We start from the raw sequence: 20,199 nt of genomic DNA, 5'->3' as shown, positions 1-20,199 counted from the left end.
CCTCTTTTTCGACAACTCCCTCTGTATTTCTCCCGGCACTGTCTGTACGCTTCCCAGCACGCTCTGTGCCACCGCCGCCCCCCGGAGGAGCTTTGCGATGAAGGCTCTCGCTTGTGCTGTGCTGCTCGTCGTTCTCGCCGGTTGTGGTTCGTCGGTGGCTGCGGCGCCTGGTCCTTCGGCTTCGGTTGCTGCTCCGACGCCGACGGTCACCGAGACCGAGTGGGACATCGACCCGTCGTTCAACGCCACGGACCTGGCCTGGATCGAGCTGATGATCCCGATGGACGACCAACTGCTGCGCGTCCTGGACCTGGCTGCTTCGTCCGGGAGTCCCGCCGTACGGGCGTTCGCGGGTCAGGTCGCTGCCGGGCACCGCGCGGAGGTCGCGCAGTTCAACGCTTTGCGGACCCGCTCGCGGCTCCCGGTGCGCAACCCGCACGAGGGCCACGACATGCCCGGGATGATGACCGAGCCCGAAATCGATGCCCTCGGCAAGCTCTCCGGCCCGGCCTTCGACCAGGACTTCGGCAAGAACCTCAAGGAACACCTGCAGCAGACGGTGATCCTGGCGCAGAGCATCGGCACCGCCGGCAAGAACCCCGAGGGCAAGAAACTCGCCCAGAAGATCATCACCGGGCGAGCGGCGCAGCTGAAGCAGCTGGCCGCGCTGAGTTAACTACCGGCGATCCGCGACACCGCGAACAACAGAATCACCAGCACCGCGAACACCCGGATCGCCCGCTGCCCGGTGGTCACCACCGGCCACGACAGGAACCCGAGCCAGCTCAGCAACAACGCCAGCAGAATCAACGCCGGCACCGCCGCCGGAACCGGAGCGAACACTCCGACCAGCGCCAGCACCAGGGTGATCCCCGGCAACGTCAGCTTCGGCATCGCATGCAGCTTCGCCACGAACGGGTAACTGGCCTTCGTCACCCGCTGCCGAAGCGAACTGACCGGCTGACTGCTGGAGGAACTCATGAGCCCATTGTTCCAGCACCCCCCACCCCTGTGGAAAACTCCCGCCCCCACCGCACCCGAACAGATACTTTCTCTGCATGACCGACCTCCCCTCCACCGCCACCTTCCGCGCCGACCTCCCTGATGTCCTCACCCGCTTCCGCGCGGGCCAGACCCGCGCCTTCAGCATCGGCGACGGGGTACCGGAGGCGGTCGTCCTCACCCACGACGAGTTCGAAGACCTCGACGGCGAGTCGAAGCTCCAAGCGAACGACGAGCCTTTGAGCGTCCACGATTTGGCAGCTCACTTACCCGCTGTGCTGCAATCCCTCCGGGCCCATCCCGACACCGCCGTTCTCTGGGGCGACAACGGTCAGTCTGAGGCCGTCCTCCTCTCTACTGCGGCGTACAGAACCCTCCGAGGCGACGACCAGCCGCCTGCCGGCGTGGTCGACGACCCGACCCAGCGCACGTACGCGACTGAGCCGTTGCCGACCAGCAAGCCGTTCGACCTCGACGAGTTCGCCGCGGACGACCCGTTCACCCAGGAAGTACTGCGCGACATCCGCGCCGAGCGGCAGTCGAAGGAGGACGACCGGTGAGATCGCATCTGCCGGCCGTCGCGGTGCGCCGCACCTTGCCATGGCGCGTGCGCCGTACGTCGCCTCCCTCGTCGGGCTGCGGCTGAAGCGCCGTGGTGTCGGCAGTCCCGGAGCGTCCTCAGGGCTATGTGCTCGTGGCGGCGCCGGAGTTCGAGCGCGACGTGCTGCTGCTCCGGGCGGCGGCGAAGGCGGATCCAGCACGACATCTGCATCTGTATCGCGAGGTCCTGCGGCTGGTCGAGGAGCTATGGTCGGGGCTGACCGACGGGCATCACGCGCTGGGGTACGACCCAGGCAAGGGAGATCTGCGCGACTGCGTGACCGCCTACGTCCAGGCGGATCCGCAGGCCAAGGCCGGGCATCGGCTCGTGTTCCGCGAGCTCGGTCCCGCGTCGCCTGGGGAGCGGCCGCGCCGGGAGCTGCTGGCGGTCAAACCGCGGCACGGTGCGGGCAACGTCTACGCGCACGTCTGTGCCCGCCTGCACCGACACCTGTCGGACCGGCAACCTGGCCTCAACCGCTTCGGCGACCGGGCGCCGGGCGAACGCGGCAGTCAGGCCCAGCGCCAGGCGGAGCTGGACACCAGGCGTGCAATCGCGCACGCGTGGTCCGGGCAACGGCCGCTGGCCTCGTCGCGACCACTGCGGGGAGCATCCCGGCAGCCACGCGCACCTGGCGCCGCCGGGGGCCGCGGCGAGGTGCTGACGAGTTCGCCGGGGTTTGCCCCTGGAGGCCGCGCTGCGGCGCAGACCGGCTCACCACGGCGTGCGACCGGAGCGGGACGACAGGTCGGAACCCCCGGCGGCACCGGCTGGCCTGAGCGGGGGAGATGAGTGGGAGCTACTCAGGGCAACGGCCCGTTCCATGTGCTTCTCCGCGGTCGGGGGAGGCACCTCCCAGCGGGTGCTGAGGAGCTGAGGCATCATCACCGGATGGCCAGTCCGACGCGCGGAGCGCGACCGCCTAGGCTGACCAGGTGTTCGTCGTGATCAGGTTCCGCGTGCCCGAAGCCGCCCAACTCGAGTTCGCCGAACGGCTCGCAGCCGCGGTGGAGGTGTTGGGGCGCCAGAAAGGCTTCGTCGCCGCTCGCACCGGGCGGAACGTGGACGACCCGGAGCTGCTGGCGTTGACCATGGAATGGCTGAACGTCGGGAGTTACCGGCGCGCGCTGTCGCCGTACGAGGTGAAGATGGTGGCGGTGCCGTTGCTGTCGGAGGCGATCGACGAGCCGACGGCGTACGAGTCGCTGGAGGACGCGTTCGGTGGGCTCGGGCAGCTGCCGTAGCAGGTACCTTGCGGATGCGACGTGGAGGACCCCGGGCCGTTAGCCTGGACCCTTCCGTTCCACCACCTGTGTCATTACTGGAGTCGAAAAGTGCCCGTGGATACCGTCGATGCCGTCGTCAGCCTCAGCAAGCGCCGGGGCTTCGTCTACCCGTGCGGCGAGATCTACGGCGGCACCCGGTCGGCGTGGGACTACGGACCGCTCGGGATCGAGCTGAAGAACAACATCCGCAACCAGTGGTGGCGTGCGATGGTGACCAGCCGTGACGACGTCGTCGGCCTCGACTCCTCGGTGATCCTGCCGACCAAGGTCTGGGAGGCCTCCGGGCACCTGTCGGAGTTCGTCGACCCGCTGACCGAGTGCCAGTCCTGCCACAAGCGGTTCCGCGACGACCACCTGCGCGAGGACTACGCGCGGCGCAAGAACAAGGACGCCGACGACGTCAAGCTCGACGAGATCGCCTGCCCGAACTGCGGCAACAAGGGCACCTTCACCGAGCCGCGGATGTTCAACGGGCTGCTCAAGACCTACCTCGGCCCGGTCGAGTCCGAGGAGGGGCTGCACTACCTGCGCCCGGAGACCGCCCAGGGCATCTTCATCAACTTCGCGAACGTGATGGGCACGGCGCGCAAGAAGCCGCCGTTCGGGATCGCGCAGGTCGGCAAGAGCTTCCGTAACGAGATCACCCCGGGCAACTTCATCTTCCGGACCCGGGAGTTCGAGCAGATGGAGATGGAGTTCTTCGTCGCGCCGGGCTCGGACGAGGACTGGCACGAGTACTGGCTGAAGACCCGCTGGGACTGGTACACCGGCCTCGGTCTGAACCCCGACAACATGCGCTTCTACGAGCACCCGAAGGAGAAGCTCAGCCACTACAGCAAGCGCACGGTCGACATCGAGTACAAGTTCAACTTCGGCGGCAAGGACTTCGACGAGCTCGAGGGCATCGCGAACCGCACCGACTTCGACCTGTCGACGCACTCGAAGCACTCCGGTGCCGACCTGTCGTACTTCGACCAGGAGAAGGGTGAGCGCTGGACGCCGTACGTGATCGAGCCGGCCGCCGGCCTGACCCGGAACGTGCTGGCCTTCCTGCTCGACGCCTACACCGAGGACGAGGCGCCGAACGCCAAGGGCGGCGTCGACAAGCGCACCGTGCTGCGCTTCGACCCGCGGCTCGCGCCGGTCAAGGCGGCGGTGCTGCCGCTGTCGCGCAACGCCGACCTGTCCCCGAAGGCGAAGGACCTGGCCGCCGAGCTGCGCCAGGCCTGGAACGTCGACTTCGACGACGCGGGCGCGATCGGGCGCCGCTACCGCCGCCAGGACGAGATCGGTACGCCGTACTGCATCACCGTCGACTTCGACACCCTCGAGGACCACGCGGTGACGATCCGCGAGCGGGACTCGATGAAGCAGGAGCGGGTCGCCCTGACCGAGGTCACTGGGTACCTGGCCCAGCGTCTGGTGGGTTGCTGAGCATGTTCTTCCGGGTGCTGGGTGTTGCTGCTGTGTCTGTACTGCTGGTTGCCGGTTGTTCAGACTCTCCGTCCGACGACCAGGCCGGGAGCACTCCGTCTCCGTCCGTGCCGTCGTCCGGTCCCTCCAGCGCGCCCATCCCCACCGCGTCGACGCCCTCGCTGACCCCGCTGCCGACGCCGTCGAAGCCGTGGCCGACGCCGAAGGTCACCGATACGCCGGACGCCGACGCCCCGCTGGCGAACCGGATCCGGTTCGCGATCGCCAAGCAGGTCCAGGTCGCCGCCGGCCGCGCCGCGAGCACCAAGGTGACCTGTCCGGGCATCGAGAACGCCGACAAGCCCGGCAACCACACGCTCACCTGCACGGTCAACTACGCGGGCAAGACCTTCACCGGTCAGCTCACCGTCGACGCCAAGCAGTACAGCGCGTCGTACAAGTTCACGTCGGAGTCGGTGGCGATCGTCAAGCCGAAGGTCGTGGACGCTGTGCAGCGGGCGGCGTCGGGCGCCGCGAAGGTGACCTGCACAATGGATGACGTGACCGTCGTCAAGCACACCGCGCAGGGCATCGCCTGCGACGTGACCACCGTGGACAACGCGGTGCAGCCCTACCGTGCCCAGATCTCCGGCAACGGCCAGGTCCTGGTGGCCAAGGCGTAAGTGATGCTCAAGCTCGGCAACCTCACCATCGACACCCCCGTCGTGCTCGCGCCGATGGCCGGGATCACCAACGCGGCGTACCGGCGGCTGTGCGCCGAGCAGGGCGCCGGGCTGTACGTGTGCGAGATGATCACCTCCCGCGGCATCGTCGAGGGTGACCCGAAGTCGCTCGACATGCTCACCTTCGACGAGCGCGAGACGGTCCGCTCGGTGCAGTTGTACGGCGTCGATCCCGTGTACGTCGGCCGCGCGGTCGACCTGCTCTGCTCCGAGTACGGCGTCGCCCACGTCGACCTGAACTTCGGCTGCCCGGTCCCGAAGGTGACCCGCAAGGGCGGCGGCGCCGCACTGCCGTGGAAGCGCAACCTGCTCGGCGCGATCCTGCAGTCGGCGGTGAAGGCGGCCACGCCGTACGACGTACCGGTGACGATGAAGACCCGGATCGGGATCGACTCCGCGCACCAGACCTACCTCGACGCCGGCCGCATCGCCGAGGAGTCCGGCGCCGCCGCGATCGGCCTGCACGGCCGCACCGCGGCACAGGCCTACTCCGGCCAAGCCGACTGGACGAAGATCGCCGAACTCGTCGAGCACGTCAACATCCCCGTCCTCGGCAACGGCGACATCTGGGAAGCCTCCGACGCGCTGCGCATGGTCACCGAAACCGGCTGCGCCGGCGTCATCGTCGGCCGCGGCTGCCTCGGCCGCCCCTGGCTCTTCCGCGACCTGGCCGTAGCCTTCGCCGGCGGAGAGGCCCTCAACCTCCCCACCCTCGGCGAGGTCACCACGGTCATGCGCCGCCACGGCGAACTCCTAGCCGCCCTGATGGGCGAACAACGAGGCCTCCGAGACTTCCGCAAACACGTCCCCTGGTACCTGAAGGGCTTCCCCGCCGGCGGCGAACTCCGCGCCGCCCTCGGAATGGTCGACTCCCTCACCCACCTGGACGAGCTCCTCACCCAACTCGACCCCTCCGCCCCCTTCCCCGTCGCCGAACTAGGCGCCCCCCGAGGCCGCCAGGGCTCCCCACGAGACCACGTCGTCCTACCCCACGGCTGGCTAGACGACACTAACGGCCTGAACACCGACCTGGCGGACGCCGAGATCGGTGTCTCAGGCGGCTGACCGTCAGCCGAAGCAGTCCTGGTTTTTGGTGGAGAGGCCGAGTTCTGCGATGGACTTGGTGTCTTCGGTGGTGCCGGCGGTGTAGTACGCGGTGGTGCTGCCGGGGACGTCGACCGTGATGCCGTTTTCCGAGGTGGCGGCCTTGGGGTAGGCGGTTTTCAGCTGGTCTACGGTGGAGCCGAGTTTGATGCCTTCGGGGGTGGCCATGGTGTCCTTGGCGAAGATGGCGACCAGGCCGTGGGTCTTGGAGAAGTAGACGCCGACGGTGTCGGCGTCGGTCGGGTGGGACTTCAGGTCGTAGCCCTCGCAGTTGTCGCCGGACTTCCTGGTGCCGAGCTCGCCGGTGGCCTTGGCCTGGTCGACGGTCATGCCGAGCTTCAGTTTGCCGTAGCCGTCGGGGCCGAGGGTGGACGCAGTCGGAGTCGGGGTCGCGGCGGCGTTGGTGGCCTTCGGGTCGGAGCCGCCGCAGGCGGTGAGCGCGAGGGCGGTCAGCGTGCAGCCGGCGACCAGGACAGCGGACTTCAGCATGGTGGTTGTTCTCCCCGTAGTGGTGGTGTTGCTCTGTACGACGTCCGCGGTTCGGGGATGGTTGATCTCGGCATCGTTGCGGTTGGCAAAAGGTTGTTTATGGCAACGAGTTGCGGAGCTGGTCGAGGATCAGCGGGTCGAGTTTGCCGGGGACGAGGCGTTCCTCGAAGTTCTCGGTGCCGGCCCAGGTGTCGAGGTCGGGGTGGCCGAGGCGGGTGAGGTGTTCGGTGACCTCGTCGAGGAGGGCGCCTTCGAGGGGGAGCAGGTCGGCGGGGTCGGGCTTGCCGAAGTACAGGTCGTGCAGGGCGAGCAGGCGGGCGAGTTCCTCGACGGGGGTGCGGTGGTCGTCGACGCGGAGGTCGATCGCGATGTCGAGTTGTCCGCCGTACGCCGCACCGGCGCGCCAGACGCGGAGGGCCGCGCCTTGGCGGCCGCGGCTGTCGCCGCCGGCTTGGTCACCGGCAGAGAGTGCGTGGACCAAGCGGTGGGCGAAAGACTCTTCAGATTTGGTGAGCCAGCTGTCGGCCATCGCTTGGACTACCTCGGGGCCGGTGAGGATGTTCCCCTGGGCGGCGAAGTTCTCGCCGGCGATGCCGCCGGCCCAGTTCATGCACTCCGGGCCGGTGAACGTCGCGCTGCGGCCCGCGGCGTCGACGACGCCGAGCTGGCGGCTGTCGCGGCCCTCGTCGGCGGTGGTCAGGCGGGAGACGGCCTCCTCGGCGGAGAGCCCCTCGGCGAGCAGGTCGAGGCCGTCGGGGCCGTACGACAGGTTGGCCGACGCCTGGGTCGCGACAGCGCCCGCGCCCGCGCGGCCCCACGGGACGACCGCACCGACGGCGAGGAACTTCGACGCCACCGCCACACCCCAGGACGCCGACTCCGGGTCGTACGCCACGATCGAGAACGTCATCGCTGCTCCTCCTGCTCGGCGCTGGAGCCGTGGCTCCGGCCGTCGATCGGCTGCGGCCGAACCCGGTCGGCTCGGCCGGGCAGAGTCTAGGCTCACTCCATGGCGAGCACACCGGACGAGACGCGCGACGGGGTCGACCTGACGAACCTCGACCAGCCGTTGTTCGACGGCGCGGGGGCGACCAAGCGGGATCTGGTCGACTACCTGGACGCGGTGCACGAGCGGATCCTGCCTGAGCTGCGGGAGCGGCCGCTGACGGTGAAGCGGGTGCGGCCGCGGCAGCAGCCGTTCATGCAGAAGAACGTGCCGAAGTACACGCCCGAGTGGGTGAAGACGGTGACGGTCTGGGCCGAGGCGTCCAAGCGCGAGGTGTCGTACGCGCTCTGCGACGACCGGCGGACGCTGCTGTGGTTCGCGAACCAGCGGGCGGTCGAGTACCACCCGACGCTGATGCGCGCCGACCGGTGGGACCGGGTCACGCACCTGGTGCTCGATCTCGATCCGCCGGAGGGGGACGAGACGTTCGGGCTGGCGGTGCAGGCCGCGCATCTGGTTCGGCAGGCGCTGACCGACTCCGGGCTCGCGGGGGCGGTGAAGACGAGCGGGGCGAAGGGCGTGCACGTGTACGTGCCGATCGACGAGCAGGTGTCGATCGAGGACGCGGCCGCGGCGACCCGCGCGATCGCGGCGCGGGCCGAGCGGATCGATCCGAGCGTCGCGACGACGGCGTACATCAAGGAGGACCGCGGCGGGAAGGTGTTCGTCGACTCGACGCGGGCCGGTGGGGCGACGGTCGTGGCGGCGTACAGTCCGCGGATCCGGCCTGGTACGCCGGTGTCGTTCCCGGTGGGGTGGGGCGAGTTGGACAACGTCTCGCCGGGGGACTTCACGGTGCGTTCGGTGCCGGGGTTGCTGGCGTCGGCGGATCACTGGGCTGAGGAGCTGCCGGCGCCGCAGACGCTACCGGAGGATCTGTTGGAGGAGGGGCGCGCGATCCCGATCGCTCGGGTGGTCGCGATGCATGAGGGGAAGCGGCGGGCGAAGGCTCGGCGGGAGGCAGGCGAGGAGTAGCGGTCAGTTCTCGGGGGCGGTGATCAGCTCCAGCGACTGCCGGCGGACGTCGGGGTCCGGGTGGTTGCGTAGGGCAATCAACAGGTCTCGCCAGGTGGGGTGCCAGCCTGAGCGGGGGCCGGCTGCCGCGATGAGCGACCTGAGAAACAGTGCGGCGGCGAGATCGCGCTGGGTCGACAAATCGATGCTGGGGGCAACGAGATCGTCGGGGGTCCAGTGGGCTTCGTCGGTGCTGAGCCGGGTGGTGAGCAGGCCGGCCGCGGTCGCGGCGGCCAAGGGCCGGGTCGCGACGGCCGCGCGGAGGGTGTTCAGGTCGTCGGTGAGGGTCGTGGTCTGCTCGGTGGCGTCAGCCGGTCCGGGCCAGCGGAGCGCGGTGACGAGGAGCTTCAGGCGCAGGTGCAGGTACGGCGGGTCGGTGAGCTCGTCGGCGGTCGGGCGGAGCGTTTGGCGGGCTTCGGTCGAGCGGCGGGAGAACGTTCTGGTCAGCTGGTCGACGAGCCGCGTGAGGCGCTGCAGCGCTGGGTGGTCACGGTCGGGGAGGGCGTTGGGGACCTGGGGGTTGTTCTCCAGGCGGACCAGCAGGCGGACCGAGCCGACGAGTTCCTCGAGGCCGCGGTCGGGGGCGGTCGCTACTACTCCGACCAGTGCGGTGGTGGCGCTGGACCAGGAGCGGGAGCTGAGGTCGGTGATGAAGGCCGCGATGACGGGAGCGACGGCGGTGTTCCAAGGGGCCCAGCGCTGGAGGGCGAGGAGCGCGGGCTGGACGACCTCTGGCTCGGGGCGGTTGGTGACGGCGATCAGGAGGTCGGCGTACCGGGAGCGGTACTTGGTCGCGAGCCCATACGGCGTGCGCTGGGTCAGCACGGTCGCCGTCGCGGCGCTGTCGTGCACTGCCTGCTGCAGCAGGGCCCAGCTCGCCGGCTCGTGCAGGAGGTACTGGGACGCGGCGCTGGTGATGGCGGCGCGGACGTCGCGGTGGGCGTCGCTCCAGGCCTCGGTCAGTACGGCGGCAGCGCCGGGGGCGCGGAGCTCGCCGAGGAGGCGGGCGGCCTCCTTGCGGGAGGTGACCTTGGCGGGAGCGGGAGAGGCGGGGCCGGCCGCGGGGTAGGCGGGGTCGGGGGCGGGCTGAGCGGCGCCGGTGGCGCCGGGGAGCGCGGCGCCGGTGAGGATCGGATGCAGCAGCCCGGGCAGCGTGCTCGGGCGCACGAAGCGGGCGGTGCGCGTCGCCGCGTAGATGGCGACTCGCGCGCGGTCGGTGCCGGCGTACCTCAGCAGAGTGGGCAGCGCGAGCTGCGGTTGATCCGACCAGGAGAGGGCGCGGAGGGCCGCCTCCTGGAGGAGGACGGAGCTGGTTTCAGCGTTGGCTGGCTGCGGTTCGGGCAGGTAGGGCTCTACCGCAGACGGGCCGATGACCGGGAGTCCGAGCATCAGGATCGCTTCGGCGCGGGTCCAGTCGGCGAGGTCGGCATTGTCGGCGACGGTCGTCAGGACCTCGGCGTACCGGCGATGCTGGCGAGGGAGCCAGCGACGCAACGTCGAGCCGCTGACGCGCCAAGGTGCGTGGGGAGAGGCGAAGAGCCGGCTGCGCTCAGGGTCGGCGAGGACGGTGTCGACGAGGTCGGTGCGGGTCGTCGTGATGGCGGACCAGACGGCGTCCCACTGGGCCATGCCGGGGTCGCGGGTGAGGATGCGGGCGACGCGGTCGGCGCGGGTCGTGGGTGGGCGGAGCCAGTGGGACGCTGCCGTGCCGACGGTGAACTCCTGGTTGGACCAGAGCGCGACTTCGAGCAGGTCCTGCAGGTTGGGGTTGTTCCAGCCGCGGCGGTCGAAGGCGTTCGAGACGGCGAAGAGGAGGGCGAAGTCGGTACGTCGGGCTGCGCTCTCCAGGTACGGGCTGAGCGCGGCGTAGATCGCGGCTTCGCGGCCGCGCGGGAGGCCGTCGATGATGCCGTCGAGGTCGATCGTGCCGCGGTTCTGGGTGATCGCGGCGTGCGCCTGCAAACCCCAGGCGAGCAGCGCGGACTGGTTGCGCTGGGCCCCTTGATGGACCGCCGTCCGGGCGGTCGCCGTGAGGGCGGCGCGGCTGGGCCAGGAGGTGTCGCGGGCCTCGAGCGCGTCGGTGAGCAGGGTCTGCAGCGGGTCGACGAGGGTGTCGTCGAGCGCTGACGGCGGGAGCGCGGCGACGGCTTCGAGGACGACCTGGCGAACGGGGTCGCGGTCGTTGCGGACACGGGTTGCCCACACCAGGGCCTGCTGGATGAGGTCCGCCCGGCGCGACCGCCCGGCTGACGTGATGACGGCTCGGTAGATCGCGGCGCGGTCGGTGGGCTCGGGGCGAGAGATCTCGGGGGTGAGCAGCGCGAACGCTTCGTCGTACGGGAGGTACGCCGTGAGCTGCCAGCGGCGGTGCGCGTCCTCGGCGATGTCGGGGAGGGCGAGCATCCGGCGCGCCTGCTCGGTGCGGGTCGCTCGGGGGAGGACGTCGAGGAGGGCCGACGGGAGTTCGCGGAGCTCTACGGTCGAGGTGACGGCGGTGAAGACGGTGGCTCGGCGGGAGGGTGGAAGGTCGGTGAGGAGGGTGGCGAGGTTGGGCCAGAGCTGGTTGCCGAGGGCGATGAGGTCTTGGTCGGTGTAGCGGTGCAGGCGGCGGCGGACCGCCGGGGTGAGGGCGTTGCTCAGCGCGCCGACGCGGTCGGGGGCGAGCAGGAGGGCGAGGACGCCGGCCGGGTCGAGGTCGATGAGGCGGCCGAGGATCTGGACGACGGGCCAGGGGAGGGCGTCGGGGGCGATCGCCTCGGTGATGAGGCTGAACGTTCTTGGGGCGTCGTGGTCGACCGCGGCGGGCAGGCCGTGGGCGACGCCTTGCCACCACTCGTCGCGGTCCTGGCCGGTGGGGATCGTCGCGGTGGCGTGGTCGAGGACCGGCTCGGGGTGGCGGCGGGTGAGGCGCTCCCACTGGCCGGGGGTGAGGCAGTAGGCCAGCTCGGGGAGGAGGCGGCGGACCGTGGCGTCGTCGGTGCTGTCGAGGAGCGCGGCGGCGTACTGGTCGCCCCAGCGGTCGCGCTGCTCGTCGATCAGGCGGGCGGCGAGGAGATGGCGATCGGTACGACGGATGACGCGCACCAAGCGCGGGCGGAGAGCGGCGGGGGCGTCGTCGTGGAGGATGCGCAGTTCGTCATCAGAAACTTTTTGTGTGGCTTGACGAGGCCAGTTGCCTACTGCTGCGAGGGCTTGGGACTGGACCGTGGGCTCGGGGTCGTGCAGGAGCCGGGTGACGTACTGCGCATCGCCGGTGATCTGGGCGATGTGGAGGCCGATGACGCGCTGGTCGGCGGGGCCTGCGGCGAGGTCGTTGAGGAGCTCGTCGAGCTTGGGAGTCCCGCGCAGCCGCAGCGCCTGGTCGGCGATCGCGCGGACGCGGTCGGCGTACGGGAGGGCATCGATCGACCGGAGCAGGTCAGCGGCTCGCATGACGTACATCCTGCCGACGCGCGGTGTCAGGCCCGTGCGGGGGCTCGGCGAACGCGGTCCCGGGAGCGCTCGGCATACCGGCTCGACCCGCGGGAGTCAGCTCGGCCAGGGGTCGCCGTACTCCGTGTTGCGGGCGGTCTTGTACAGCGGGCCCTGCCGTTTCGAGACCAGCTCCTCGCGCAGCTCGCCGTCGGCCGCGCAGAGGCGGAGCGAGACCAGCCCCTTGCGCTGCTGGGGATGACGCAGGACGCGGTTCGCCGCGTGGGCGCGCAGCGTCGGGCTGGTGACGACGTACGAGAACTTCTCGTCCTCGAACCCGAGTTCCGCGCCCTTCGTACGGCGATGGACCGCGCTGCGGTTGACGCGGCTGGTGAAGTGGCACCAGTCGCGGCCGCGCGGGATCGGGCAGGCGAGGTCGTGCGGGCAGGGGGCGATGACGCTGTGGCCGGCGGCGAGAAGCTGGTCGCGGGCGGCGACGATGCGCTCGTAGCCGCCGGGGGTACCGGGCTCGATCAGGGCGACCAGGCCTTGCTGCGCCGACAGCTGGGTGACGAGGTCGCGCTGCTGGGTCTCGGAGAGCTCGCTGAGCACGTACGAGACGGTGACGAGGTCGGCCTGCTCGAAGGTGGACGCGTCGAGGCGCGCGGTCGTCCAGCTCGTACGCCGAACCGCCGGCGACTCGGCGCCGGCCATCAGCTTCTTGCCCAGGGCAATGGCTTCGGGGACCTGCTCGAGCACGGTCACGCTGGACAGCGACGGCCAGACGTCGGTCGCCGCCCAGACCGCCGAGCCGGTGCCGCCGCCGATGTCGAAGTGCTTGCCCGGCTCGAACGAGGGAAGCTGGAGGGCGACCTGTTCGAGGGTGGAGCGGACGGCGGCGTACGTCGCGGGCATCCGGTACGCCGAGTAGGTGATGACGTCGGCCTGGGACGCCATGATCGGGGAGGTCGCGGCGTGCTCATCGCGGTAGCGGGCGCTGAGCCGCTGAAAGGTGCTGGTGAGCTGCGCCGCCGGGACGCTGGCGAGCGCGGTGTCGAGTGCACTCCGCAGGTCGTGCGGCAGGTCGGCCATGGCCACGGATCCTAGTGCGGCGGCAGAGCGAGTTGCATCAGCAGCTCGGCCGCCTCCCGCGCGCGAGTGGCCGGTGCGGCCGACCCCGAGATCGCGGACGTGCTGATCGCGCCCTCGCTCAGCAGGATCAAGTGGTCCGCGAGCTGCTGCGGGTCCGGTGCATCCGCAGCACGAGCCAGATCAGCGAGCGCCTGGCGGAAGCCGGCCTTGTGCTCCTGCGCCAGCTCGGCGACCTTCGGCGACACCGCGCCCAGCTCACCGAACGAGTTGATGAACGCGCACCCCCGGAAGTCCTTCTGCGTGAACCAGCTGTGCAGGAAGTCGAAGACCGCGAGGATCTTCTCCCGCGGCTCCGTCGCCGCGTCCACGTGCTCGGCGAGCATCGTCTTCCACTGAAGATCGCGCTGGCCCAAGTACGCCTCGATCAGCGCGTCCTTCGAGGGGAACAGCTGATACAGCCGCTTCAGCGAGACTCCCGACGCGGTCCGGATCGCGTCCATGCCGACGGACTGGACGCCGCGTTCGTAGAAGAGCGCGTCGGCCGCGTCCAGCACCTGCTGTTGCGCGGTCGCCGTGTCGATCGCCATCCCACTGCCTCCCGCTGTGATCCGGAGCACCCCACTTGCGCGGAGAACCATCGTTCTCCTAGAGTAGCAGCACCGCGAGAGAACGCCCGTTCTCCCGACGAGGAGGAGAGTCCGATGACCGTTCTGGAGCCCGCCGCCCAAGCCTTCGCCGACGCGACCGCGCAGCCGCCGTTCCTGTTCCAGCTCGACCCGGCCGAGGGCCGCGAGCTGGTCGACGAGGTGCAGACCACCGAGTACCCGAAGCTCCCGGTCGACGAGGAGTGGGTCACCGTCGCCGACGGCACCAGGGCGCGCATCGTCAAGCCGGCCGGTACGACGGCCGAGCTGCCGGTGATCCTCTACATCCACGGCGCCGGCTGGGTCTTCGGCAACGCGCACACCCACGACCGCCTGGTCCGCGAGCTCGCCGTCGGGGCCGGTGCGGCCGTCGTCTTCCCGGAGTACGACCTGTCGCCCGAGGTCCGCTACCCGCACGCCCTCGAGCAGGCGTACGCCGTCGCCCGCTGGATCGTTGCGGACGGCAAGAGCAAGGGGCTGGACGCGACCCGGCTGGCGATCGCCGGCGACTCGGTCGGCGGCAACCTGACCGCGGCCGTGACGCTGCTCGCCAAGGAGCGCGGCGACCTCACGTTCAAGCAGCAGGTGCTGTTCTACCCGGTCACCGACGCGTCGTTCGACACCGCGTCGTACCAGGAGTTTGCCGAGGGCTACTTCCTCCAGCGTGAAGGCATGAAGTGGTTCTGGGACCAGTACACCAAGGACGAGGCCGAGCGGAACCAGATCACCGCCTCCCCGCTCCGCGCGACCATCGAGCAGCTCCAGGGCCTGCCGACCGCGCTCGTGATCACCGGTGAGGCCGACGTCCTGCGCGACGAGTTCGAGGCGTACGCCGAGAAGCTGCGCGAGGCCGGCGTCGCCGTGACCGCGGTGCGGTTCGGCGGAATCATCCACGACTTCGTCATGTTGGACGCGTTGCGGGACACCCACGCCGCGACGGCCGCGATCGACCTGGCCGTCCGGACCCTCCGTTCCGCTCTGGCCTGAAAGGACCTCCCGAGATGACCGCAAGCACCACCACCGTCGTCCTCGTCCACGGCGCGTTCGCCGACGGCGGCAGCTGGAACGGCGTGATCGACTTCCTGCAGAAGGTCGGGATCGCCGTCACCGCCGTCCCGAACCCGCTGCGTGGCCTGACGCCCGACGCCGCGTACGTCGCGAGCGCGGTCCGGCAGATCGACGGTCCGGTGCTGCTGGTCGGTCACTCGTACGGCGGCGCGGTGATCAACAAGGCGGCCCAGGAGCTGGAGAACGTGGTCGGGCTCGTCCATGTCGCGGCGTTCGTGCCGGACACGGGCGAGAGCCCGGCGAGCATCTCCGCGCAGTTCCCGGAGACGCCGTTCGGCGCGGCGATCCGGCCGACGACCTTCCCGCTGCCGGACGGCTCCGCGGCGACCGAGCTGCGGCTCGACCCGGCGGCGTACCCGGACGTCTTCGCGGCGGACCTGCCGATCGAGGTCAGCCGGGTGCTCGCGGCGAGTCAGCGGCCGGTCGCGGCGCAGGGGCTCGAGGAGGAGTTCACCGGCGAGCCGGGCTGGAAGACGCTGCCGACCTGGAACCTGGTCGCCACGCACGACCAGTCGATCCACCCGGACGCCGAGCGGTTCATGGCTCAGCGGGCCGGCGGGACGACGATCGAGGTCGAGGGCTCGCACTCGGTCGCGGTCTCGCAGCCCGAGGCGGTCGCGGACTTCATTCTGAAGGCACTGAGCTGAGGTCCGGCAGTCCCGCGGCCGCCCGCAGTTCGCCGTACACGACGGCGAGCTTCGGCAGCGTGTAGTGCGCGTTCAGCCCGCTCGGGTTCGGCAGGATCCAGACCCGGGTGGGCCCGATCGTGCGGTCCTGGAGACCCATCGCGGCCTTCGGGGCCGCGAAGGCGTCCCGGTACGCCGTGACGCCGACGACGGCGAGCCAGTCGGGCGCGAGGTGGAGCACCTTGGCGGTCAGCTGCTCGCCGCCGGCCCGCAGCTCGGGCTTGGTCAGCTCGTCGGCGCGCGCCGAGGGCCGGTCGACGACGTTGGTGATCCCGAGCCCGAGGTCGAGCAGCTCGCGCTGCTCGGCCGGTTTCAGCACCCGCGGGGTGAAACCGGCCTGGTGCAGCGCCGGCCAGAACCGGTTGCCGGGGCGGGCGAAGTGGTGGCCGGTCTCGGCCGACACCAGCCCGGGGTTGATCCCGCAGAACAGGACGCGCAGACCGGGCCGGACCAGGTCGTCGAGCGGTTGCATGCGCCCACCCTAGATCGTCAACCCGGGGTTGACGCAGGAGAGGTCGTCAACCTAACGTTGACGCATGACTCCCGGACCTGACCTTCAGCAACTCATCGACACCATCCGCACCGACACTGGCAGCGACGACGTGCTCGAGCAACTCGCGACCGCGTCCAGCACGATCACCGACCTGACCGCCACCTCCGACGCCGCGCTCGGCTACTTCGTCGACCGGGCCCGTGGGGCCGGCAAGTCCTGGGTCGAGATCAGCTCCGTGCTCGGCGTCAGCAAGCAGGCCGCGCACAAGCGGTTCGCCGACTCCTGGCCGGTCAAGCTCGACCTCGAACGCTTCACGCTGCGCACCAAGGTGGTCATCCAGGCCGCTTCCGGGATCGCCCGCGAGCGCGGCCAGGGCTTCGTCGGCACCGAGCACCTGCTGCTCGGGCTGTTCACCGAGCCGCAGTCGATCGCCACGCTGCTGATGACCGAGGCCGGCCTGACCGAAGACGACGTGCTCGCCGCGGTCGACGCCGAGGCGCCGCCTGCTGCAGCCGGCGAGACCAGTCACGCAGAGCTGCCGATGACCCCGCGCGCCTCGCACGTCATCGGCTACGCGACCGAGGAGGCGCTGCTGCTCGGCCACAACTACATCGGCACCGAGCACCTGCTGCTCGCCTTCTACAACTACCCCGGCGGCATCGCGGCCAAGGTGCTGAACCAGCTCGGCCTGTCCGAGGAAGCGGCGCGCGAAGGCGTCCGCGTCGCGTTGGAGCGACTGACGCAGGGCAAGTAGTTTTGGGTCGTGCCTGACTGGACCGCGCGACTGACGCACCTGGCGACCAAGTACGACGTACCGGGCGCGGTGCTCGGCGTGTGGGCCGACGGCGAGCAGACGATCACGCCGTGCGGCGTGCTGAACCGGCGGACCGGGGTCGCGACGACCGCGGACTCGGTGTTCCAGATCGGCTCGGTGACCAAGCCCTGGACGGCGACGATGATCGTCCAGCTGGCCGCCGAGGGCCGGCTCGACCTCGACGACACCGTCGTGAAGCTGTTGCCTGAGGCACCGATCGACGAACGGATCACGGTCCGGCAGCTGCTCACCCACACCAGCGGGATCGACGGTGACGTGTTCACCGACACCGGACGCGGTGACGACTGCGTCCAGCGGTACGTCGCGCAGCTGGCCGGCGTACCGCAGCTGTTCGAGCCCGGTACGGCGTACTCGTACTGCAACGCGGGATTCGTGCTGCTCGGCCGGATCATCGAGGTGCTTGACGGCCGGACCTGGGACGACTCGCTCCGGGCCCGGCTGGTCGAGCCGCTCGGGCTGACCGCGACGATGACGCTGCCCGAGGAGGCGATCCTGCATCGCGCGGCGGTCGGGCATCTCGCGACCGACGGTTCGGTGGTTTCGACGTGGCAGCTGCCGCGGAGCATCGGGCCGGCGGGGTTGATCACGACGACGGCTGAAGACCTGCTGAAGTTTGCGCAGCTGCACTTGGATCAGTACCGCGAGATGCGGGAACCTGAAGTCAGCTACCCCGGTGGGACGGGTGGGCTGGCGGAGATCGGGTTGAGCTGGCGGTTGTACGACTGGGGTGGGCGACGGCTGTTCGGGCACGACGGGACGACGATCTCGCAGCTGGCGTTCCTGCGGGTCGATCCGGTGGCGCGGGTGGCGTTCTGTTTGCTGACGAACTCGGGGAACGCGCCGGGGTTGTTCGAGGAGCTGGCGAGTGAGGTGTTGGGTGGTGTGCCCGCAGCGCCACAACCAGTCGAAGTGACAACAGACGACAAGCATGTTGGGAGGTACGAACGGGCGAGTGTCGCGATCGAGGTGGTGCGGCGCGACGGCAAGCTCATGCTCACCTACCAGGCGACCGGCGACCGGCTGGCGTTCGCCGAGCTGCCGGCCCAGGAGTTCGAGCTGCTGCCGACCGAGCCGCTCGACGGCGACCACTTCGTCACCCGCGAGTCCGCCGACCAGCCCTGGACGCCGGTGACCTTCCGGCCGACGTACCTGTTCACCTCCGGCCGCGTCACCCCGCGAGTCGGCTGATGAGCCTGCGACCGGTCGACCTGGCCCGGCGGGTCGGCGTGTCGACGCAGCTGATCCGCAACTACGAAGCGGCCGGCGTACTGCCGGAGGCGCCGCGCACGGCGAGCGGCTACCGCCAGTACGACGAGCAGCACCTCGACGCGCTGCTCACCTACCGCGCGCTGGCGCCCGGTTTCGGCGCGGAGAGCGCGCAGCTGATCATGCGCGCCGTGAACGAGGGCGACCTCCAGCAGGCGCTGCGCGAGATCGACCGCAGCCACGCCGAGCTGCACGAGCAGCGCCGCGCGACCGACACCGCGAGCGAGGCGCTCGGCGCGGCGGCCGAGCAGTTCCTCGACGGCGTACCGGTGACCGGTCCGCCGCTGAGAGTCGGCGAGCTGGCTCATCAGCTCGGCATCCGGACCTCCGCGCTGCGCGTCTGGGAGGCAGCCGGGCTGCTCACGCCGACCCGTGAGCGCGGGACGAACTACCGCCGCTACCAGCCCGCGCAGGTGCGCGACGCCCGGATCATCCACATGCTGCGGCAGGGACGGTACGGGTTCGACCAGATTCGGCCGGTGCTGGAGGGCCTCCGCCGGACCGGCAGCACCGAGGCGCTCCGGGCAGCGGTTGCAGAGCGCCGCGCGGCGCACGACCGGCGTACACGGGCGATGTTGCACGGAGCCGCTCTGCTGCATGGATATATCGAAAGGTGAAGTTGGGTGACCGAGCTAACGTCGTCAGAGTGACTAGTTCACCTGCTGACCTTCCCCGGAAGGCCGGCGAGCTTCGCGCCGCCGGTTACCTTCCCCGCACCATCAAAGCCGAGATCCGCGACAACCTGCTGACCAAGCTGCGCGCCGGCGACGACCCGTGGCCCGGCATCGTCGGGTTCTCCCGAACCGTGATCCCCCAGCTCGAACGGGCGCTGCTCGCCGGGCACGACGTCGTCCTGCTCGGTGAGCGCGGCCAGGGCAAGACCCGCCTGCTGCGCACGCTGATCGGGCTGCTGGACGAGTGGACGCCCGTGATCGAGGGATCGGAGCTGCCCGAGCACCCGCTCGACCCGATCACGCCGGCGTCCAAGCGCCGGGCCGCCGAGCTCGGCGACGACCTGCCGGTGACCTGGCTGCACCGCGACCTGCGGTACGCCGAGAAGCTGGCCACCCCCGACACCTCGGTCGGTGACCTGATCGGCGACGTCGACCCGGTCAAGGTCGCCGAGGGTCGCAGCCTGGGTGACCCCGAGACGATCCACTTCGGCCTGGTCCCGCGGGCGCACCGCGGCATCGTCGCGATCAACGAGCTGCCCGACCTGGCCGAGCGGATCCAGGTCGCGCTGCTGAACGTGATGGAGGAGCGCGACATCCAGGTCCGCGGCTACACGCTCCGGCTGCCGCTCGACGTGTTGCTGGTGGCAACGGCCAACCCCGAGGACTACACCAACCGCGGCCGGATCATCACGCCGCTGAAGGACCGGTTCGGCGCCGAGGTCCGGACCCACTACCCGCTCGACGTCGACGCCGAGGTGGACGTCGTACGGCAGGAGGCGGAGCTGACCGCGGAGGTCGGCGAGCCGCTGCTGGAGGTGCTGGCGCGGTTCGTCCGGCACCTGCGTGAGTCGACGTCGATCGACCAGCGCTCGGGTGTGTCGGCGCGGTTCGCTGTCGCGGCGGCCGAGACAGTTGCGGCTGCTGCGCTGCGGCGGTCCGCGATCACCGGCGAGGAGCCGGCTGTTGCGCGCCCGGTCGACCTGGAGGCCGTGCCGTCCGTACTGCGCGGCAAGCTCGAGTTCGAGCCCGGTGAAGAGGGTCGCGAGACCGAGCTGCTCGAGTACCTGCTGCGGCGGTCGGTGGCCGACACGGCGCGCGAGCGGTTCGCCGGGCTGGACCTGACGCCGCTGGCGAACGCCGTTGCCGAGGGCCACCTGGTGACGACTGGCGAGCGAATTCCCGGTCGCGACGTACTGTCCGCGCTTCCCGAGCTGCCCGTGCTGCACGACGTCGCCGCGCGGGCGGGCGTCGAGGCGGACGACTCGCCGGGCCGGATCGCGGCCGCGGTGGAGCTCGCGCTGGAGGCGCTCTACCTGTCGAAACGACTCGCGAAGGACGCCGACGACGACACGACCGTCTACGGAGCCTGAGA

General features: G+C 70.4%; 21 protein-coding genes. 14 read left to right on the top strand and 7 right to left on the bottom strand.

Annotated elements, in window-relative coordinates:
• Positions 1 to 97 precede the first annotated feature (97 nt).
• Complete coding sequence (locus tag ACZ6Z4_RS32975) at positions 98 to 676, top strand: DUF305 domain-containing protein (RefSeq protein ID WP_465573658.1); 579 nt, start codon at positions 98 to 100, stop codon at positions 674 to 676.
• Here the strand turns inward: ACZ6Z4_RS32975 and ACZ6Z4_RS32970 are convergent.
• Entirely contained in the window at positions 673 to 981 is a 309-nt protein-coding gene (locus tag ACZ6Z4_RS32970; protein WP_363674685.1) for a DUF6703 family protein, read from the bottom strand. The genes ACZ6Z4_RS32975 and ACZ6Z4_RS32970 overlap by 4 nt on opposite strands.
• A 77-nt stretch (positions 982 to 1,058) precedes the next feature.
• On the opposite strand from ACZ6Z4_RS32970, the gene ACZ6Z4_RS32965 reads away from it, so the two are divergent.
• The 6 genes from ACZ6Z4_RS32965 to dusB all read left to right on the top strand — a co-directional run bounded on the left by ACZ6Z4_RS32965 (position 1,059) and on the right by dusB (position 6,110).
• Complete coding sequence (locus ACZ6Z4_RS32965) at positions 1,059 to 1,562, top strand: hypothetical protein (RefSeq protein WP_465573650.1); 504 nt, start codon at positions 1,059 to 1,061, stop codon at positions 1,560 to 1,562.
• A 95-nt stretch (positions 1,563 to 1,657) separates the two neighbouring features.
• Entirely contained in the window at positions 1,658 to 2,395 is a 738-nt protein-coding gene (locus ACZ6Z4_RS32960) for a hypothetical protein (protein ID WP_465573646.1), read from the top strand.
• Positions 2,396 to 2,538: 143 nt separating this feature from the next.
• Positions 2,539 to 2,847: an antibiotic biosynthesis monooxygenase family protein gene (locus ACZ6Z4_RS32955; RefSeq protein WP_465573644.1), complete on the top strand. Its 309-nt coding sequence runs from the start codon at positions 2,539 to 2,541 to the stop codon at positions 2,845 to 2,847.
• A gap of 90 nt (positions 2,848 to 2,937) precedes the next feature.
• Entirely contained in the window at positions 2,938 to 4,323 is a 1,386-nt protein-coding gene (locus tag ACZ6Z4_RS32950) for a glycine--tRNA ligase (RefSeq protein WP_465573641.1), read from the top strand.
• 107 nt (positions 4,324 to 4,430) lie between these two features.
• Positions 4,431 to 4,985 (top strand): hypothetical protein, encoded by a 555-nt coding sequence (locus ACZ6Z4_RS32945; protein WP_465573635.1) that lies wholly within the window; start codon positions 4,431 to 4,433, stop codon positions 4,983 to 4,985.
• Between the two features lie 3 nt (positions 4,986 to 4,988).
• The gene (dusB, locus tag ACZ6Z4_RS32940; RefSeq protein WP_465573632.1) at positions 4,989 to 6,110 is read left to right on the top strand and encodes a tRNA dihydrouridine synthase DusB; all 1,122 of its coding nucleotides are present in this window, start codon (positions 4,989 to 4,991) and stop codon (positions 6,108 to 6,110) included.
• Between the two features lie 3 nt (positions 6,111 to 6,113).
• Here the strand turns inward: dusB and ACZ6Z4_RS32935 are convergent, their stop codons facing one another.
• Positions 6,114 to 6,638, bottom strand: a complete 525-nt coding sequence (locus ACZ6Z4_RS32935; RefSeq protein ID WP_465573629.1) for a hypothetical protein — start codon at positions 6,636 to 6,638, stop codon at positions 6,114 to 6,116.
• 97 nt (positions 6,639 to 6,735) lie between these two features.
• Positions 6,736 to 7,548: a DUF1028 domain-containing protein gene (locus ACZ6Z4_RS32930; protein WP_465573626.1), complete on the bottom strand. Its 813-nt coding sequence runs from the start codon at positions 7,546 to 7,548 to the stop codon at positions 6,736 to 6,738.
• 99 nt (positions 7,549 to 7,647) lie between these two features.
• Between ACZ6Z4_RS32930 and ligD the strand changes: the two genes are divergently transcribed.
• Entirely contained in the window at positions 7,648 to 8,619 is a 972-nt protein-coding gene (gene ligD / locus ACZ6Z4_RS32925) for a non-homologous end-joining DNA ligase (RefSeq protein ID WP_465573621.1), read from the top strand.
• 3 nt (positions 8,620 to 8,622) lie between these two features.
• Here the strand turns inward: ligD and ACZ6Z4_RS32920 are convergent, their stop codons facing one another.
• The 3 genes from ACZ6Z4_RS32920 to ACZ6Z4_RS32910 form a co-directional block, all read right to left on the bottom strand.
• On the bottom strand, positions 8,623 to 12,090 hold the full coding sequence (locus ACZ6Z4_RS32920) for a hypothetical protein (RefSeq protein WP_465573618.1): 3,468 nt from the start codon (positions 12,088 to 12,090) through the stop codon (positions 8,623 to 8,625).
• 96 nt (positions 12,091 to 12,186) lie between these two features.
• Positions 12,187 to 13,161 (bottom strand): small ribosomal subunit Rsm22 family protein, encoded by a 975-nt coding sequence (locus ACZ6Z4_RS32915; protein WP_465573616.1) that lies wholly within the window; start codon positions 13,159 to 13,161, stop codon positions 12,187 to 12,189.
• Between the two features lie 11 nt (positions 13,162 to 13,172).
• A complete protein-coding gene (locus ACZ6Z4_RS32910; RefSeq protein WP_465573613.1) occupies positions 13,173 to 13,748 on the bottom strand; it encodes a TetR/AcrR family transcriptional regulator in 576 nt (191 codons plus the stop codon).
• A 114-nt stretch (positions 13,749 to 13,862) separates the two neighbouring features.
• Between ACZ6Z4_RS32910 and ACZ6Z4_RS32905 the strand changes: the two genes are divergently transcribed.
• Together ACZ6Z4_RS32905 and ACZ6Z4_RS32900 are read left to right on the top strand one after the other, a co-directional pair.
• On the top strand, positions 13,863 to 14,792 hold the full coding sequence (locus ACZ6Z4_RS32905; RefSeq protein WP_465573609.1) for an alpha/beta hydrolase: 930 nt from the start codon (positions 13,863 to 13,865) through the stop codon (positions 14,790 to 14,792).
• A 14-nt stretch (positions 14,793 to 14,806) separates the two neighbouring features.
• Positions 14,807 to 15,520, top strand: coding sequence for an alpha/beta hydrolase (locus ACZ6Z4_RS32900; protein ID WP_465573607.1), 714 nt, complete (start codon positions 14,807 to 14,809; stop codon positions 15,518 to 15,520).
• Here the strand turns inward: ACZ6Z4_RS32900 and mug are convergent.
• Positions 15,498 to 16,031: a G/U mismatch-specific DNA glycosylase gene (mug, locus tag ACZ6Z4_RS32895; protein ID WP_465573604.1), complete on the bottom strand. Its 534-nt coding sequence runs from the start codon at positions 16,029 to 16,031 to the stop codon at positions 15,498 to 15,500. The two genes, ACZ6Z4_RS32900 and mug, sit on opposite strands and share 23 nt — an antisense overlap.
• A gap of 64 nt (positions 16,032 to 16,095) precedes the next feature.
• On the opposite strand from mug, the gene ACZ6Z4_RS32890 reads away from it, so the two are divergent.
• The 4 genes from ACZ6Z4_RS32890 to ACZ6Z4_RS32875 are packed head-to-tail and all read left to right on the top strand — an operon-like array spanning position 16,096 to position 20,197.
• Positions 16,096 to 16,806 carry a Clp protease N-terminal domain-containing protein gene (locus ACZ6Z4_RS32890; protein ID WP_465573600.1) on the top strand — a complete coding sequence of 237 codons (711 nt, stop codon included), beginning with the start codon at positions 16,096 to 16,098 and terminating at the stop codon, positions 16,804 to 16,806.
• A 9-nt stretch (positions 16,807 to 16,815) separates the two neighbouring features.
• Positions 16,816 to 18,075, top strand: a complete 1,260-nt coding sequence (locus ACZ6Z4_RS32885) for a serine hydrolase domain-containing protein (RefSeq protein WP_465573598.1) — start codon at positions 16,816 to 16,818, stop codon at positions 18,073 to 18,075.
• Positions 18,075 to 18,770: a MerR family transcriptional regulator gene (locus ACZ6Z4_RS32880; protein ID WP_465573593.1), complete on the top strand. Its 696-nt coding sequence runs from the start codon at positions 18,075 to 18,077 to the stop codon at positions 18,768 to 18,770. Before ACZ6Z4_RS32885 ends, ACZ6Z4_RS32880 begins: the two co-directional genes overlap by 1 nt.
• 29 nt (positions 18,771 to 18,799) lie before the next feature.
• On the top strand, positions 18,800 to 20,197 hold the full coding sequence (locus tag ACZ6Z4_RS32875) for an ATP-binding protein (RefSeq protein ID WP_465573588.1): 1,398 nt from the start codon (positions 18,800 to 18,802) through the stop codon (positions 20,195 to 20,197).
• Positions 20,198 to 20,199 lie beyond the last annotated feature (2 nt).

This window comes from Kribbella sp. NPDC104740 (genome assembly GCF_055583505.1).
Note: the sequence above shows the minus strand (reverse complement) of the source record. Positions and strands in the feature narration are given on the sequence as shown.

Excerpts from the sequence above, each read along its gene's own strand:
- ACZ6Z4_RS32915 (WP_465573616.1), bottom strand. The coding sequence starts at position 13,161 with ATGGCCGACCTGCCGCACGACCTGCGGAGTGCACTCGACACCGCGCTC.
- ACZ6Z4_RS32880 (WP_465573593.1), top strand. The coding sequence starts at position 18,075 with ATGAGCCTGCGACCGGTCGACCTGGCCCGGCGGGTCGGCGTGTCGACG.
- dusB (WP_465573632.1), top strand. The coding sequence starts at position 4,989 with ATGCTCAAGCTCGGCAACCTCACCATCGACACCCCCGTCGTGCTCGCG.
- ACZ6Z4_RS32910 (WP_465573613.1), bottom strand. The coding sequence starts at position 13,748 with ATGGCGATCGACACGGCGACCGCGCAACAGCAGGTGCTGGACGCGGCC.
- ACZ6Z4_RS32890 (WP_465573600.1), top strand. The coding sequence starts at position 16,096 with ATGACTCCCGGACCTGACCTTCAGCAACTCATCGACACCATCCGCACC.
- ligD (WP_465573621.1), top strand. The coding sequence starts at position 7,648 with ATGGCGAGCACACCGGACGAGACGCGCGACGGGGTCGACCTGACGAAC.
- ACZ6Z4_RS32975 (WP_465573658.1), top strand. The coding sequence starts at position 98 with ATGAAGGCTCTCGCTTGTGCTGTGCTGCTCGTCGTTCTCGCCGGTTGT.
- ACZ6Z4_RS32900 (WP_465573607.1), top strand. The coding sequence starts at position 14,807 with ATGACCGCAAGCACCACCACCGTCGTCCTCGTCCACGGCGCGTTCGCC.
- ACZ6Z4_RS32930 (WP_465573626.1), bottom strand. The coding sequence starts at position 7,548 with ATGACGTTCTCGATCGTGGCGTACGACCCGGAGTCGGCGTCCTGGGGT.
- ACZ6Z4_RS32935 (WP_465573629.1), bottom strand. The coding sequence starts at position 6,638 with ATGCTGAAGTCCGCTGTCCTGGTCGCCGGCTGCACGCTGACCGCCCTC.
- ACZ6Z4_RS32920 (WP_465573618.1), bottom strand. The coding sequence starts at position 12,090 with ATGCGAGCCGCTGACCTGCTCCGGTCGATCGATGCCCTCCCGTACGCC.
- ACZ6Z4_RS32965 (WP_465573650.1), top strand. The coding sequence starts at position 1,059 with ATGACCGACCTCCCCTCCACCGCCACCTTCCGCGCCGACCTCCCTGAT.
- ACZ6Z4_RS32970 (WP_363674685.1), bottom strand. The coding sequence starts at position 981 with ATGAGTTCCTCCAGCAGTCAGCCGGTCAGTTCGCTTCGGCAGCGGGTG.
- mug (WP_465573604.1), bottom strand. The coding sequence starts at position 16,031 with ATGCAACCGCTCGACGACCTGGTCCGGCCCGGTCTGCGCGTCCTGTTC.
- ACZ6Z4_RS32905 (WP_465573609.1), top strand. The coding sequence starts at position 13,863 with ATGACCGTTCTGGAGCCCGCCGCCCAAGCCTTCGCCGACGCGACCGCG.